General features: G+C 61.3%; 9 protein-coding genes, 1 tRNA gene and 1 pseudogene. 1 reads left to right on the top strand and 10 read right to left on the bottom strand.

Going from position 1 to position 16,023, the window contains the following annotated elements:
• Nucleotides 1–82: 82 nt before the first annotated feature.
• The 4 genes from pqqF to OSW16_RS24920 all read right to left on the bottom strand — a co-directional run bounded on the left by pqqF (nt 83) and on the right by OSW16_RS24920 (nt 5,558).
• Nucleotides 83–2,368, bottom strand: coding sequence for a pyrroloquinoline quinone biosynthesis protein PqqF (pqqF, locus tag OSW16_RS24935; protein WP_267819242.1), 2,286 nt, complete (start codon nt 2,366–2,368; stop codon nt 83–85).
• A gap of 46 nt (nt 2,369–2,414) precedes the next feature.
• Entirely contained in the window at nt 2,415–3,209 is a 795-nt protein-coding gene (locus OSW16_RS24930) for a carbon-nitrogen hydrolase family protein (RefSeq protein WP_267819240.1), read from the bottom strand.
• Between the two features lie 14 nt (nt 3,210–3,223).
• On the bottom strand, nt 3,224–4,906 hold the full coding sequence (locus OSW16_RS24925) for a flavin monoamine oxidase family protein (RefSeq protein ID WP_267819238.1): 1,683 nt from the start codon (nt 4,904–4,906) through the stop codon (nt 3,224–3,226).
• Between the two features lie 190 nt (nt 4,907–5,096).
• Nucleotides 5,097–5,558, bottom strand: a complete 462-nt coding sequence (locus tag OSW16_RS24920; RefSeq protein WP_012316578.1) for an Lrp/AsnC family transcriptional regulator — start codon at nt 5,556–5,558, stop codon at nt 5,097–5,099.
• A 124-nt stretch (nt 5,559–5,682) separates the two neighbouring features.
• Here OSW16_RS24920 and OSW16_RS24915 point away from each other — a divergent pair, with 124 nt between their 5' ends.
• Nucleotides 5,683–6,240: a serine acetyltransferase gene (locus OSW16_RS24915; RefSeq protein ID WP_267819235.1), complete on the top strand. Its 558-nt coding sequence runs from the start codon at nt 5,683–5,685 to the stop codon at nt 6,238–6,240.
• 75 nt (nt 6,241–6,315) lie between these two features.
• Here OSW16_RS24915 and OSW16_RS24910 read toward each other — a convergent pair whose 3' ends face one another.
• The 6 genes and pseudogenes from OSW16_RS24910 to dnaG form a co-directional block, all read right to left on the bottom strand.
• Entirely contained in the window at nt 6,316–7,470 is a 1,155-nt protein-coding gene (locus OSW16_RS24910; protein ID WP_267819233.1) for a Fic family protein, read from the bottom strand.
• A gap of 422 nt (nt 7,471–7,892) precedes the next feature.
• A pseudogene (locus OSW16_RS24905) lies at nt 7,893–8,096 on the bottom strand (site-specific integrase); the annotation flags it as partial.
• 33 nt (nt 8,097–8,129) lie between these two features.
• A tRNA-Ile gene (locus OSW16_RS24900) sits at nt 8,130–8,206 on the bottom strand.
• A 16-nt stretch (nt 8,207–8,222) separates the two neighbouring features.
• Nucleotides 8,223–11,966: a bifunctional diguanylate cyclase/phosphodiesterase gene (locus OSW16_RS24895; protein ID WP_267819231.1), complete on the bottom strand. Its 3,744-nt coding sequence runs from the start codon at nt 11,964–11,966 to the stop codon at nt 8,223–8,225.
• Nucleotides 11,967–12,087: 121 nt separating this feature from the next.
• Entirely contained in the window at nt 12,088–13,938 is a 1,851-nt protein-coding gene (gene rpoD, locus OSW16_RS24890) for an RNA polymerase sigma factor RpoD (RefSeq protein WP_241807057.1), read from the bottom strand.
• 67 nt (nt 13,939–14,005) lie between these two features.
• The gene (gene dnaG, locus OSW16_RS24885) at nt 14,006–15,988 is read right to left on the bottom strand and encodes a DNA primase (RefSeq protein ID WP_267819228.1); all 1,983 of its coding nucleotides are present in this window, start codon (nt 15,986–15,988) and stop codon (nt 14,006–14,008) included.
• Nucleotides 15,989–16,023 lie beyond the last annotated feature (35 nt).

Raw genomic sequence — 16,023 nt, 5'->3', positions numbered from 1 at the left:
GTTATCTTACAAGAAAATCATGTACCGAAAGGTTAATTCTTCGAAAAGCGCCCTTGCGGTATACGTAACAATGGATTCCGGGTCAGTGCCAGGCCCCCTCTGGCGCAGGCCCATTGGCCAGGCAGAGCGAGGGTGATTCGGCTGCGAGCAGGCCGCCCAGCAAATCGTCCAGATGTGCTTGTTGCGTCTTCAGGATAGCCGCGCTTAATGCGGGGAGATCGCCGGGTAGTGTAGCCAAGTGTGTCTGCCATGCCCAATCGGCAAGGTCCGCGTTGGCCATGGCTGGCTCGTCGAACTGTTCCGCCAACCTCTGGCGTGCAGCTGCGTCCAGGCGTACCCCCTGGCGCAGAAGGGTGAGCAGGTGACCGAGGATCTCAGCGTGGGTGGCGTGGGGTGATTGCACGCCGAACAGCAGCCCGCCGATGCCCTCCACCTGACGAAAGGTACTGAATACGGCGTAACCCAGCTGCAATTCCACACGTAACTTTTGGTACACAGGCCCCTGCAGCAACTGGGCGAGAAGCCGGCCGCAGGCCTGCTGGTGCGCAGGCACGGGGCAGAACAACAGCAGTGCGGGCTCGCTGCCCGGCACCTTGGCGTGGTGCCAACGCCGGCCGTGCCAGGCGGGCGGCGGTACGGGCATGCCGAACTGTCCGGGGCAGCCTTGCAAGGCTGCGCTCAGGGCTTGCAGGGCAGATGTATCGAACCCTACCGCCAGGCCATGCCACCGGCTGTGCTGCCATGCATCATCGAGTGCCTGTTGATTGATCGCCCTGGTTGGCTCGGGCGTTGGTACTGCGCCTGTGAGTGCCTCTGGCAGTTGGTTGAGCAGGGCCCTGATCGGGATCAGCAAGGGGGGCTGTTGTGTAGGCGGATCCCAGTCAGCAGCGGGCGAACGCAAACACGCGATGGCGAGTTCGACGGCTTTTATGACCGCTGTGGGCAGGCCAGTGCAACGCAGCTGCCAATACTCGCCTGCGGCACTGAACTGCAGTTGCACAGCGGCACGCTCGCAGCGTGCCTGTAGCGGCTGCAGGGCGCGTTCCAGCACAGCATAGAGGCGCTGGCGCAGGGCCGAAGGCACTTGCCAGCGCAGATGAACTGCCCCGTACTGGCGCGCCGCTGGCAGTTGCTGATTGACCGTCAGCGCTGCAGGCAATTGCGGCAATTGCGTGGGGGGCAAGCCGGGAAGCAGCAAGGGTTCGGCGGCTGGCAACTGCCATTGGCCATGCTTGCGCGATGGCAGGCCTTCGAGCAGTGCCTGAAATGCGCAGAGTGCTTGTGCATCAAGTGCCGCCAATGGCTGGCCTGCGCTGTCGCGGCGGGCCAGATCGAGGGGGCTGGCGTTGCGTTCGCGGCTCTGTTGCAAAAGGCCGAATTCGGCGTTCAGGTGCGCCGGATCGCACTGCCCGATAAAGCCGAACCATCCGTGCAGCAGGGCGTGAGCTTCTTCTGCACAGGCGTCTTTGCTGAGTTCGAGCTCGATGTGCCAGAGCATCTGCCCGGCGAAGGCATACAGCATTTCAGCCTTGAACGCTCGCAGCCAGCCGCGCTGGCGTAATGCATACAGCCAGGTGCCCGGCCTGCTGTCGTTCAAGCCGGCAATCAGCAGCTCCAATGCCCGTTCGGCACCAGGGGGCAGGTTTTCATGGGTGAATACCAGGCCAGTGCTGGTGCTCGACAGAGCCGGTGGCGGTGTTTGTGGCCTGCGTTCGCCGCACGCAAACGCACCGGCGTAATGCCTGCCAAGCTGTTCGAGCTCATCCAGCGGTTGCGGCCCACACAGGCTCAAGGTGATCTGGCCGCCTTGGTAATAGCGCTGATGGAAATCTGTGAGCGCTCGCTGAAAGGCGGGGTCCTGCAACGCCAAGGTATACCGGTTGCCTGCATGAAAACCGCCTAGCGGATGGCCAGCCGACACTGACTGCAGAAGGGCCAAGCGCTGCTGTGCCTGCGGGTTGCGCGACCACGCGATGAATTCGGCATGGATCACTTCACGCTCGCGGCGCTGGCGCTCGCGACCCAGGTCTGGTTCGGCGAGCATCTGGCAAAGGCGGTGCAGCCCGCCGGCCAAGGCTGCGGGCGGCACTTCAAAGAAGAAATCCGTGGTGCGTTCGCGGGTGCTGGCGTTGACCTGCCCGCCGAGGGTCTGGACGTAGCGCATCAGGCCGTCATCCAGCGCAAAGCGGGGGGTGCCAAGGAAGAACAGGTGTTCGAGAAAGTGCGCCAGCCCTGGCCATTTTGCCGGGGCATCGTGGCTGCCCGCGTGGACCTTCAGCGCCGCAGCCGAGCGCTTGAGCCGCGGGGCATGGCGCAGGGTGAGCTGCAGGCCGTTGGCTAAGGTGAGGTGGCGAGTGGCATCAGGCATGGGGGCTCCGGGTCAGGCACACATGCTAACAAATTTGTTGGCCCTCTCAGCCTCGCCGCAGATGCAACTCCTGGCGCAGATCGGTGAGGTAAGGAAATGCTTTACGTCCCTGCACCACCTGCTCTTGCGCCAAGTCCGCCAGCAACTGGCACTCCTCCCGGCCGGCCATGGCCAGCACGCTGCCATCCGGCGCGATGATGCTGCTCTGGCCGCAGTACTGGATTTCGCCCTCGGCCCCGCAATAGTTGGCATACACCAGGTAGCACTGGTTTTCCTGTGCCCGGGAGCGCACGGTTACCTGACAGACAAAATCATACGGTGCCATGTTCGCGGTCGGCACCAGGATCAGCTCAGCGCCGTCCAGCGCCAGGCGCCGGGCATTTTCCGGGAACTCGATGTCGTAGCAGATCAGCAGCCCGACCTTCCAGCCTTCCAGCTCGACCACCGGAAAGTGGTCGGCGCCCGCACTGAACATGCCTCGGTCCAGCTCACCGAACAGGTGCGTCTTGCGGTAGTTGCACAGGCTACGGCCATGAGCGTCGATCAGTTGCACGCTGTTGTAGATCGCGCCATCGTCAGTGCGCTCGGGGTAGCCATAGACGACGGCGATGCGATGCGCCTGGGCGATCTCCACCACCTCCATGGCCGCTGGGCCATCATTGGCCTGCGCCAGGCGCTCTACCTGTGCCAACCCGATGTTGTAGCCGCTCAGCAACATCTCCGGACACACCAGCAACTGTGCGCCACGCTCGGCCGCCAAGTGCGCCTGGTGGCGCAGCCGTTGCAGGTTGCCGGGCACATCCAGCGGGTTGGGTGCACCCTGGAACAGAGCGATGCGCATGCTGCCTCCTTGTCTCAGTCTGCCAGGGCGATTGGCCCGATTTCATCGAACACATCGCCCGGGCCTGGATTGTCCGGATGGGTCTGGCCACCGAAGTGGTTCATGATACCCCACACCGCATTGAGCGACGTCTGCACCGCCCCTTCGACCCAGGCCGGGGTCCACGATACGTCGTCGCCGGCGATGAATATCCCGCGTTGCTCGATGGGCATGTCCTGCTGCATGAAGTGCGCGTACATCCGTTGGTTGTAGCGGTAGTGGCCGGGCAGTGCGCCCTTGAAGGCACCGAGGAAGTGCGGGTCGGCCTCCCAGGAAATGGTGATCGGGTCGCCGATGATATGCCCGGCGATATCGGTCTTGGGGTAGATCTTCTTCAGTGCATCCAAGGCCAGCTGCACGCGTTTTTCCACGGGGTGCGGGAGCATCTTCAGGGCGTCGCTCATCCAGGCGTAGGACAGGCAGATCACACCCGGCTTGTCGTCGCCGTTATCGAACAGGTAGGTGCCGCGGGTGAGCCGATCAGTGAGGGTCATGCTCATCAGGTCGCGGCCGGTTTGCGGGTCTTTGTCCTTCCAGAACGGCCGATCGACCATGACGAAGGTCTTCGACGACTGCATGTAACGGGTGCGGTCCAGGGCCATCCACATCTTTTGCGAGAACAGCGATTCTTCACAATCGATCTGGGTGGTCAGCAACCAGCTCTGGCAGGTGGCGAGCACGGCGCCGTAATGGCGAGTGTCGCCCCAGTTGTCGGTGACGGCGAGGCGCCCGTCGGCTGCGCGGGCAATGCGTTTTACCCCAGTACGCGGTGCGCCGCCATGCAGCGCGCTCAGGCTGGTGCCCTCGGGCCAGTGGGCGCAGCGCTGCGGTACATGGCGCCAGATGCCCTGTGGTACCTGCTCCACCCCGCCGACGATCAGGTGCTGGTGGTCGTCGCAGTTGGTCATCACCACCCGGAAGATTTCCAGCATCGAGTTGGGGAAGTCCGAGTCCCATCCACCTGTGCCGAAGCCGACCTGGCCGAACACCTCGCGGTGCTGGAAGCTCAGTTGGGCGAACGAGCGCGAGGTTGCGACGAAGTCGTAGAAGGTGCGGTCGTCCCACAGCGGTACCAGCTTGTTCCACAATGCTTTGAGGCGCGGAACATCGCGATCGCGGATCGCCTGCTGGATATCGGCGAACTGCGCGCCGCTTTCCAGCGCGTCGGCCCAGGCATCGGCCACTTCATGGAACAGTTTGGGCAAATCGCTGACTGTTTCGGCGTAGTAGGTCTGGCCTTCCAGGTCGATCACCGTGCTGCCGGATGCCGGAGTCAGTGGGTTGGGGAAGGGCTTGGTTTCCAGGCCCAGCTTGTCGACATAGTGGTAGAAGGCGGTGGAGGACACTGGAAAGCGCATGCCCCCGAGCTCGGCGATGATTCCGTCGGTGCCGTTGAAGGCCTGCGAGCGCAGTCGGCCACCCATCTTCGAGGCCTCATACACCACAGGCTTGAGCCCCAGCTTCATCAGCTCGTAGGCCGCCACCAGGCCTGCGATGCCGGCACCGACGATAGCGACTTCCTCCCCGTGGCGATCAGCCGGAATGCTGCCCAGCCCAGCCGGGTGTTCCAGCCACTCGTCGAAGCCGAACGGGAAGTCCGGGCCGAAGATGGTGATGGGTTTCTTGCCGTCGGCCGGGTGGCGGTTTTTCTTGTTCATTGCAGTGACCTTGCCAGAGCGGCTGCGCAGGGGCGGAGCCTGAGTATAGGAGATGCCTGGTGGTCATTTTAGGGCGACGGGTGTTCGTAATTAAGATGCAAAGCGTCGTCGTATTGGCGTTTTATTTGTCATAACGACAGGCTTATCAATACTTTTGACGATTGATGTTTGGCACCTGTACCTCAGCCATTTAGACGGGCTGGCCACGGTCCACTTTGCTGCTGAGGATGATCGAGGTGGTGGTCTTCTCCACGCCTTCTACGCTGCCAATCTGGTCCAGCAACTGGTCCAGTTGTTCTGGCGAGTCGCTGCGCAGCCAGGCTACGTAATCGAACTCGCCGCTGACCGCGCACAATTGCTGCACTTGCCCCATGGCAGCCAGGCGGCGCACGACCTCCTTGCCGGAGCGCGGTTGCACCTTGATCCCGACATAGGCTTGCAAGCCACCATCGGCCAGGCGCTGGCCCAGGCGTACGCCATATCCGGTGATGACTTTGCCCTTCTCCAGGCGCGCCAGGCGCGAATTGACGGTGGTGCGAGCGATACCCAGGTGGCGGGCAAGGGTGGCAACGCTTTCGCGGGCATTGATCTGCAGCAGGGCGATCAGTTGGTGATCGATGTCATCGAGGGCGATTTGGCGGGGATTCGACATGGCGAGTCTCTACAGTGGGCTTGCAAGCCTAGCCAGGCTGTAGTGACCAGGGCAAGACAAAGTGCTGATGCGTGGCTGGCTTGATTGCGGCATCATGGGTAGCTGATTCAAGTGGGCCCACGTCGTGAATTTCGAAACCTTGCTGGAATGCTGGCGACAGGAGGTCTCCAACAAGAAAAAGCCCGGACGCCGTATCAGCCTGTTGTGCAACGTGCTGCGTCGAGCGCGCAAGGACAACAAGCTGCGCTTTCTTTTTGCCTATCGCCTGGCGCAGTACCTCGATGGTCGCGGCGGCCTGAGCAGGCGATATGCCCGCGGCATGCAGCAGCGGCTCAACCTCAAGTACGCCGTGGATATCGACATCGGTGCGCAAATAGGCCCTGGCCTTCGTATCGCCCATCTGCCAGGTGTGGTGATCACTGGCAACGTAAGCATCGGGCGTAATTTTTTGATACGGCAGAATTGCTCGGTCGGCATCAAGACCCTTGGCCTGGACCATTACTCGCTGTGCATAGGCGAAAACGTCAGCCTCGGTGCCAATAGCTGCATCATTGCTGACCAGATCAGCATCGGCGACAACGTAATCATCGGGGCCATGTCTCTGGTGACTCAAGACATTCCTTCCGATAGCACCTTCTACAACCCGCGCCAGCGGCACATGCCGCGACGGCGGGATGCTTGAGCGCGTGATGCCATCTTCGCGCAGTACGTCGCACAGGCTCCAGCGTTTCTGGATGATGTCGGTGTTGGTCCTGGTTTACTCGGTGTCAATGCCAGAGAAGCGACTGCCGGGCTGGTTGATCTGATAGCGGGTACTGCGGCCTCCGCCGGGTAGGCGCCTTAGGCAGCCTTTCTCTAATAGGTCGCTTAAATGCCGAGTGGCGGTGGCCTTGGAGACCTGCGCCACGGACTGGTACTGTGCAGCGCTTATACCGGCCTCGAAGCCCTTCTCCCCGCCTTCGAGCAGTCGATTGAGTACTTTGATTTGTTCGGGCAGGAGCGAGTCTGTGCGATGTGCCTGCCAAAAGCGTGCCTTGGCCAGTACCCGGTCTATGCGGGTAAGGGCTTGCTCCAGGCTCTTGAGTAACGTGCCTAGAAACCACTGCAACCATGCTGTGATTTCTAGGCTGCCTTTCTGGCTCGCTTCGAGGATGCGGTAATAGCCAGCGCGGTCGTCGAGGATACTCGCCGACATGGCGTAAAAGCGGATAGCCTGCTGCTCGCCCTGGGCCAGTGCCATATCTGTAATGGCGCGGGTAAGGCGGCCGTTGCCGTCATCGAATGGGTGTAGGGTGACGAACCAGAAATGGGCAATGCCGGCGCGTAGTAACGGGTCGAGACCGGCATCGTTGTGGCTGCTCCCGAACCAGGCAAGGAAATCTGCGAGCTGTTCTTCTAACCCCGCGCGCGGAGGGGCTTCAAAATGCACGGTAGGGCGGTCGAGCCGGCCAGAAACAACCTGCATAGGCTCTTCGCCGCGTAGCGTGCCAACCCGTAACCGGGGACCCAGCAGGTTGTCTTCACTAGGGAACAGCCAGCAGTGCCAGCGATATAACCTCTGTTGGTCAAGCGGCTGCTGGTGTGCGCTGGTAGCATCGAGCAGCAACTCCGCCAGGCCTTCGGAGCGCATGCTGACTCGGCCTTCATCGCTGATGCCCAAACGCCTTGCCAGGGAGGAGCGTACCGAGCCGACATTCAGCTGCTCACCCTCGATAGCTGATGAGGTGACAATGTTCTGTAGCAGGGCATCCAGGCTGCTCTGCGCCTCGGTATCACTACCAACAGCGCCGAGCATGCCGAGCAAGCGTCCCTGGGCCTGAGTGCAGGCGCGCAGCAGTGGGGCAAGCGGTTCGGTTTGCCAGGTGAAGATTGGCCAGTCGGGCTGCTGCCAGATCCAGAAGGGGTCATTCATGGGCTTGCTCAGTGTGTGAGCCGATTAGCGAGCTTATTCGGCTCATGGTTTGAGCTGATAATGCTGGCTATTCGGCTCATTGTCTATTGCTCAAGCCAGGTTGTTTGGCGTGATCAGCGCACCTGGTCAGGGTTGTCGCTCCAGCTCTTGCAGGCGTATCAGTACTTCTTCCTGAGATTGAGGGGAGAAAATCCAGTTCCTGTATTTAGGGTTGTATTCGCCGCCCAGCTCATTTCGCCAGGATGTAAACAGCTGGGTGATCTGTGGATTGATGACCAAGATCGTACGGCAACTGAGCCTGTAGGCAGTAGGCGGGCGGATAACCACATCCCCATGATCGTATAGCGGTACTCGATACATTTGGCTTGGGTTTAGCTGCAGGGGGCGGGGCTTGAACAGGCACCTACGCTACGTCAATTATTGAGCAGCGGACTGGTTGTCTTTTTAGCCTGGATTACTCGGCCTGCTTCTTCTGCAGACAAGCGCCGGTCGCGGCCTTTGCCTGGGCCCGGTTTGCGGATGTTCAATATCGGGTGGAAGCTGAGGCCCAGACCCCATTCGTGAATCGCCACAGTGAGCAGGTGGCTGAGCAGGGCCAGTTCCAAGTGAACGGTGTTACTGCTGGTGAAAAAAAGCCGCGCAGTGCGCGGCTTTGAAGGTGGTGGGCCCACACGGACTCGAACCGTGGACCAAAGGATTATGAGTCCTCTGCTCTAACCAACTGAGCTATAGGCCCTCAGTAAGTGCCCGGATTATAACGAGGGTTTCGAAAGCGTGCCATCCGAAAGATCGGTTAGTGCTATGCGAAGAAACGTCGCTGCGAAATCATCGGGTGGCAGCGGCAGGCTGACGATATAGCCTTGGATCTGTTCACAGCCCTCTGCGGCCAGGAATCGTTGCTGCGCCTGGTTCTCCACCCCTTCAGCGATGATGGTCAACTGCATGCTGCGCCCCAGTGCGATGATGGCGCGCGCGATGGCTGCATCGTGCGGGTCGTCCGGCAAACCGCGGATGAACGACTTGTCGATCTTGAGGATGTCGAGTGGCAGGCGCTTGAGGTAGCTCAAGGATGAATAACCGGTGCCGAAATCATCGATTGCCAGTTGCACACCCAGCTGCTTTAGCTGGTGGAGCACGGCCAGGGCTTCTTCGGCCTGGCTCATGATGAAGTTCTCGGTAATTTCCAGCTGCAGGTCGCCCGCCTTCAGTTGGTAGGTCTTGAGCAACTGCTCGATGCGCTTGGCCAGGCCATGGTGGCGCAGCTGCGCACCTGCGAGGTTGATCGACAGCGGGCCAAAGGCTTGGTAGTGCTTCTTCCACTGGTGCATCTGCCGGCAGGCCTGCTCCAGCACCCAGTCGCCGAGCTGCAGGATGGTGCCGTTCTCTTCGGCGAGGTGGATGAAGTGCTCTGGCGGCACTTCGCCGAAGGTGGGGTGGCTCCAGCGGATCAACGCTTCGGCGCCCACCAAGGTCTGGGTCTTGAGGCTGAACTTGGGCTGGTAGCACAGGCTCATCTCGTTGCGCTCTATGGCCCGGCGCAGCTCGTGCTCCAGGGCAATACGTTCGCTGGCCTGGGCTGTGAGGTCGCGGGTGTAGGCTTCGACACGGTTGCGGCCTTTGGCTTTGGAGCGGTACATGGCGGCGTCGGCGTTGCGGATCAGCGTGGCGACGTCGGTGCCGTCCTGAGGGTAGAGGCTGATGCCGATACTGGCACTGGTGAAAAACTCGTGTTCGCCGGCCTGGAAGGGCGCGCTGAAGCAGGACAGCAGTTTGTTGGCGATGGCGCTGGCATCACTGGGTTTGTGCAGGCCCGGCAGCAGGATGATGAATTCGTCGCCACCCAGGCGCGCCACGGTATCGACGTCGCGCACTTGCTCTTTGAGGCGCTGGGCGATGCCCTTGAGCAGCAGGTCGCCGACCGGATGGCCAAGGCTGTCGTTGATGTGCTTGAAGCGATCAAGGTCAAGGAACAGCACCGCGCCCTGGCGGTTGGATGCTTGCGGGCAGGTGAGCACGGCCTGCAGGCGGTTCTCGAACAGCGCGCGGTTGGGCAGGCCAGTGAGCGGGTCGTGGTGGGCCTGGTAATCGAGCTTGGCCTGGGCATGCTTGAGGCTTGAGATATCGGCGAATACGGCGACAAAATGCGTGATCTCGCGGTCGCTGTTGCGCACGGCGCTGATGGTCAACCAGCCCGGGTAAAGCTCGCCATTTTTGCGTTTGTTGTAGATCTCGCCCTGCCAATGGCCTTCTGCTGTGAGCTGATGCCACATGGCCGCGTAAAAGGCGCTGTCGTGCTGGCCGGAGGCGAGCAGGCGCGGGGTCTGGCCCAGGGCTTCCGTCTCGTTGTAGCCGGTGATTTCGCTGAACGCACGGTTTACCGCGCTGATGCGCTGGTCGATATCGGTGATCAGAACGCCTTCGGCGGTGTTTTCGAAGACGGTGGCGGCAAGTTGCAGTTTTTCCTGCATCAGGTGGCGCTCGGTGATGTCGCGGGCCATGGTCAGCATGCAGTCGACGCCGGCAATCGGCAGTGGCCGTGCGGACAGTTCGCACAGGCGGATTTGCCCGTCGCTGCGGCGGATATGGCAGCTGAAATCGCGCACGAAACCATCACGGGCGAGTTGAGTGATCAAGCGTTTGCGTTCGTTGAGGTCGACCCAGATGCCCAGGTCGAAGGACGTCTGGTCAAGGGCAGGGTCCAGGTCGTAGCCGGTCAGCCGGCAGAAACCCTCGTTGACCTCCATCAGCAGGCCATCGCTCTGGCGCGACAGCAGCAGGCCATCCGGGGAGGCGTGGAAGGCTTTGGCAAATTTCTCTTCGGAGGTTTGCAGTTGCTGCTGGGTTTCCTTCAGCTGGCTGATGTCGCGCACCGCGACGACGAAGGCCAAGGTGCCATCGAGCTCGAAGGTTTCGGCAGAGGTCAGGCCGGTGAACAATTGGCCGTTGCTGCGCCGGAAGCTCATTTCCAGGTTGCGGATGCCGCCTTGGTGCAAGCGTTCGAGCAGCAGTGGCCCGGCACCTTGCGTACCCCACAAGTTCAGCTCTGTGGCGGTGCGGCCAACGACTTGGCCTGGGGTCAGGCCGATCTGCTCTTCGAAAGCTTCGTTGACCTCCAGCAGGCACCCATCACTGTGGCGTGCAATCAACAGGATGTCGGGGCATTGCTGGAAGACCGAAGCGAACTTCTGCTCCGAAAGGCGCAGGGCGTCTTCGGTGCGCTTGGTTTCACTGATGTCGATCATAAGCCCGCGCATCACAGGCCGGTGGCCATGCTCGATCATGCTGACGATATTGCGCACCCAGAGTGAGTGGCCATCGGCACGCATTACCCTGTAATCGAGGCTATGGTCGCGCCCGGCTGCGGTTTCACTTTCGCAGTAGGCCTGAGCCCAGAGTGCATCCTCCGGGTGCAGGATGCTGCGCCAGAAACCCGGTTTGAGCCATTCGTGCAAGGGGTAGCCAAGCAGGTCTTCGGCATGGGGTGAGACGTAGCTATAGGTGAAGTCATTGGCGTCAGCTTCCCAGGCGATAGCTGAGAGGCTTTCGATCAGCCCACGGTAGTGGTACTCGCTGCTGCGCAGTTCCTGTTCCAGGGCGATGCGCCTGGATATTTCCGAGCTGAGGCGGCGGTTGATGCGGATCACCACGGCCAGAATGGCGATCAGCAAAAGCACGGCGGGCAGGCCGTACATGAGCATGTCGTGCCAGAACGAGCGTTGATCGACCACATTGCCGACCCAGCGTTGCTGAATCTGCCTGATCTCGTCACTCGACATGTCGGCCATGACCTTGTCGAGGATGCCGACCAAGACCTTCTTGTCACGCGGTGCGGCCATGGCCAGCTGATAGCGGTAGGGTGTTTCGCCGCTGACATAAAGGCCGTCCAGTTTAAGCTGGCGCAGGCTCCAGATGCTCGAGGCGAGGTCGCCGACCACGGCATCCACCTCATCGGTGGCCAGTGCTTGCAAGGTCGAGCTTACATTGGGCATGGCGACCAGGTTGAGATCGGGATGGTGGGTACGCAGCAGCTCATGTGGAGCGTAATTTTCCACCACGGCGATTTTCAGGCCGTAAAGGTCTTTCAGTGTGCGGGGTTGCTGGCCGCCTTCATGGGCCAGGATGACGATGGGGAAATCCAGATAAGGGCGGGTGAAGGCCAGATAGCCCTGGCGTTCGGGAGTTGACATGACGCCGGGTAAAAGGTCGATGCGGCTTTCGCGCGCCTGTTGAAGCACCTCGGTCCAGGTGCTGGGTTCGACCGGTTTGAATGCCACGCCCAGGCGTTCCTGAAGCATGGCGATGTAATCGGCGGCCAATCCCTGGTACCGGCCTTCCTGGTCACGAAATTCGAACGGTGGCCAGGAGGCGTCGACGCCTAGCTTCAACTGCGGGTGGGCAGTGAGCCAGGTTTTTTCCTCGTCTGTCAGGGTCAGGGCGCCGGCCGTTGTGTTCCACAGGATCAGGAGCAGCAACAGAATGGCCGGCATTGGCGGCATGGCAGCCTCGTATTCAGGTGGTCTGAATTCGAGTGTAGACGGGCATTCACCCCGAAGGATAGCTACTTGCCACGACCTTTTGTCACATAAGAAAAACCCCGGCCTGGGCCGGGGTTCGTCATCACTCGTCGAGGAAGGATCGCAGGTGCTCGCTGCGCGTAGGGTGGCGCAATTTGCGCAACGCTTTCGCTTCGATCTGACGGATCCGTTCACGGGTCACGTCGAACTGCTTACCCACTTCTTCGAGGGTGTGGTCGGTGTTCATGTCGATACCGAAACGCATGCGCAGCACCTTGGCTTCGCGTGCGGTCAGGCCTGAAAGCACGTCACGGGTCGCTTCCTTGAGGCTTTCGACCGTGGCCACGTCGATCGGGGACTGCATGGTCGAGTCCTCGATGAAGTCGCCCAGGTGCGAATCTTCATCGTCACCGATCGGGGTTTCCATGGAGATCGGCTCTTTGGCGATCTTCAGGACCTTGCGGATCTTGTCCTCAGGCATCTCCATGCGCTCACCGAGCTCTTCCGGGGTCGGTTCGCGACCCATTTCCTGCAGCATCTGCCGGGAAATACGGTTGAGCTTGTTGATCGTCTCGATCATGTGCACCGGGATACGGATGGTGCGTGCCTGGTCGGCGATCGAGCGGGTAATCGCCTGACGAATCCACCAGGTGGCGTAGGTCGAGAACTTGTAACCACGACGGTATTCGAACTTGTCCACCGCCTTCATCAGGCCGATGTTGCCTTCCTGAATCAGGTCGAGGAACTGCAGGCCGCGGTTGGTGTACTTCTTGGCGATGGAGATCACCAGGCGCAGGTTCGCCTCGACCATTTCTTTCTTGGCGCGGCGGGCCTTGGCCTCACCGATGGACATGCGGCGGTTGATGTCCTTGATCTCGGCAACGGTCAGGCCGGTCTCGGTCTCAAGGTCGATCAACTTTTGCTGGCAGGCAACGATGGCGGCGTCCTTTTCACCCAGGGCAGCAGCCCATTTGGTGTTGCGCTTGGCCAGGTCACCGCTCCAGGTCTGGTCGGTCTCGTTGCTCGGGAACAGGCGCAGGAAGTCGGCACGCGGCATGCGCGCATCACGGACGCACAGTTGCATGATGGCACGCTCTTGCTGACGCAGACGGGCCAGGGCATCACGAACGCGCTCGACCAGTACGTCGAACTGCTTGGGCACCAGCTTGATCGGCATGAACAGATCGGCCAGGGCCTGCATTGCGCCGATGCTCTCGGCGTGGCTGCGGCCATGCTTTTTCAGCACCTTGAGGGTGATGGCGAGCTGATCCGATACCGCGCCGAAACGCTGGGCGGCAACGACGGGGTCCGGACCGCTTTCGGTCTCTTCCTCATCGTCACTGCTGTCGTCGCTTTCTTCCTCGTCGTCGGCCTCTTCCTTCGCGGCTGCGGCCTTGGCGCCAGGGATCGGCACTTCTTCGGTCGGCGCGGCGATATTGTCGTCAGGGTCGATGTAACCGCTGAGAACGTCGGACAGACGGCCACCTTCGGTGGTCACGCGATCGTATTCACTGAGGATGTAGTCAACAGTGCCCGGGAAGTGGGCGATAGCGCCCATCACTTCACGGATGCCTTCCTCGATACGCTTGGCGATTTCGATTTCGCCTTCGCGGGTCAGGAGCTCGACGGTACCCATTTCGCGCATATACATGCGCACCGGGTCGGTCGTGCGGCCGATATCGGTTTCAACGGCCGCCAACGCAGCAGCGGCTTCTTCGGCCGCGGCTTCGTCGGTGTCGGCTTCCGCCAACAGAAGGGCATCCGCATCCGGAGCACTCTCGAATACGTTGATCCCCATGTCGTTGATCATGCGGATGATGTCTTCCACCTGTTCAGGATCTGAAATATCCTCAGGCAGGTGGTCGTTGACCTCCGCGTAAGTCAGGTAGCCCTGCTCACGACCGCGGGTGATCAACTCTTTGATACGAGACTGCTGTTGCGCTTTTCCGGACATAACACCCTATCCACTGAAGGTCTTGGCGGGCAAAAAACAAGCCGAGGATTATACCCGAGCATGGGCCTCACGCGCCAGATGAGGTCGGCGTTTGTGCGGGAACATTCCGGCTCAGCAGGGCGAGAAGCTGAGATTTTTCCTCGCTGCTCAACTCGCTTTGACGTGCTTTCCTGAGCAGATGTTCCAGGCTGCGCTCGCGTTGGCGGGCGGACAAGCTAGTTATAGTGTCGAAAAACTGTTGTTCAAGGTTGTCGGCTACGATCAGCCATTCCTTTTCCGCCAAGGCTCGCAGCAAACGGCCCTGTTCGGTGCCGTGCCAGCGTGCGATCAGCTGCATTGAGCTTAGCCCAGGATTTTTTTGCGCGGCCTCGATCAGCGCCACCAGCAGCTGGCTGTAGAGGTGCTCTTCGTCGGCAAAATGGCTGGCGTCCTCGACTTTGCCGGCCAGCAGCGGGTGGTGCAGCAGTGTGCGCAAGGCCGCAAGGGTCGGGGGCTCCACTGGTGCTGGGGTGCGTGGCGGGGCGTCATCGCGCTGCTGCCACGGCTTGCCTCCTTTGCGGTTCTTGTCCCAGGGCTTGTCACTCCACGGCTTCTTGCCGCCCCCCTTGTTTGGCTTCCACTGCTGCTCCTGCTGCGCCGGGGCGTAGTCGTGCTGCGGCATGTCGCCATAGTCGGGGGTGTAGCTGGCCATGGCATCGTAGTCGTAGCCCCGGTCGTAGTCCGGCACGCTGTTGCTGGCAGGCGCCTGCTGGGCCAACTGCTCGACCTGTTGAGGGTCGAGGCCGGTGATTTCCTTCAGGCGGTTGCGCATCAACTGACGCAGGTTGGCGCCTGGGATTTTTTCGATCAACGGTGCAGCGAGGGTGGCCATGTGCGCCTTGCCTTCAAGCGAGCGCGGATCGGCCTCGACGCTCAGTTGCTCGAAGAAATAGTCGGCCAGCGGCTGGGCGTGCTGGTTGATGCGTGCCATGAAGGCATCGGTGCCTTCTGCGCGCACCAGGCTGTCCGGGTCTTCGCCTTCGGGCAGGAACAGGAAGCGCGCGCGGCGCCCGTCCTGCAGTGCCGAGAGGGTCGACTCCAGGGCGCGCCAGGCGGCCTTGCGCCCGGCCTGGTCGCCGTCGAAGCAGAACAGCACGCTGGGCACCACGCGAAACAGGCGCTTGAGGTGTTCTTCGCTGGTGGCGGTGCCGAGTGTGGCTACGGCGTTGCGCAGGCCTTGCTGGGCCAGGGCGATGACATCCATGTAGCCTTCGACGACGATGATCTCGTCCAGGTTGCGGTTGTGCTTGCGCGCCTCGTACAGCCCGTAAAGTTCCTGGCCCTTATGGAATACCGGGGTCTCCGGGGAGTTGAGATACTTGGGTTTGTCGTCGCCCAGAACGCGGCCGCCAAAGGCGATGATGCGCCCGCGGCTGTCGCGTATCGGGAACATCACCCGGTCGCGGAAGCGGTCGTAGCGTTTGCCGCTTTCGGCGTTTTCGATCAGCAGGCCGGCGTCGATCATCACCTTCTGTTGCAGGGTGTCGGCGCCCAGGTGCTTGAGCAGGTTGTCCCAGCCAGGTGGCGCGAACCCCAGGCCGAAGTCGCGGGCGATTTCCCCCGACAGGCCGCGACCCTTGAGGTAATCCACTGCTGCCTTGCGGGTGGGGTGGCTGCGCAGGGCCTGGCGGTAGAATTCCGAGGCGGCATCCAGCAGCGGGTAGAGCGGGGAGTCTGTTGGCTGTCGCGGCTTTTGACCGCGCCGGCCTTCCTCGCGGGGTACTTCCATGCCTGCGGCACGGGCCAGCTCCTCGACCGCCTGGGGGAAGTCCAGGTTGTCGTGGTCCATGACGAACCCCAGGGCGTTGCCGCCAGCGCCGCAACCGAAGCAGTAGTAGAACTGCTTGTCCGGGCTCACCGTGAAGGAGGGGGTTTTCTCTTTGTGGAACGGGCAGCAGGCGGAGTAGTTCTTGCCGGTCTTTTTCAGCTGGACGCGCGAACTCACCACGTCGACGATGTCGAGGCGGTTGATCAGGTCGTCTATGAAGCTTTGGGGAATCAGCCCGGCCATGGCAGTCTCGTCATCTGGCAACTGGCAAGTCTAAT

Source organism: Pseudomonas putida (assembly GCF_026625125.1).
GTDB lineage: Bacteria > Pseudomonadota > Gammaproteobacteria > Pseudomonadales > Pseudomonadaceae > Aquipseudomonas > Aquipseudomonas putida_X.
This window is presented reverse-complemented; position numbering and strand designations above follow the sequence as displayed.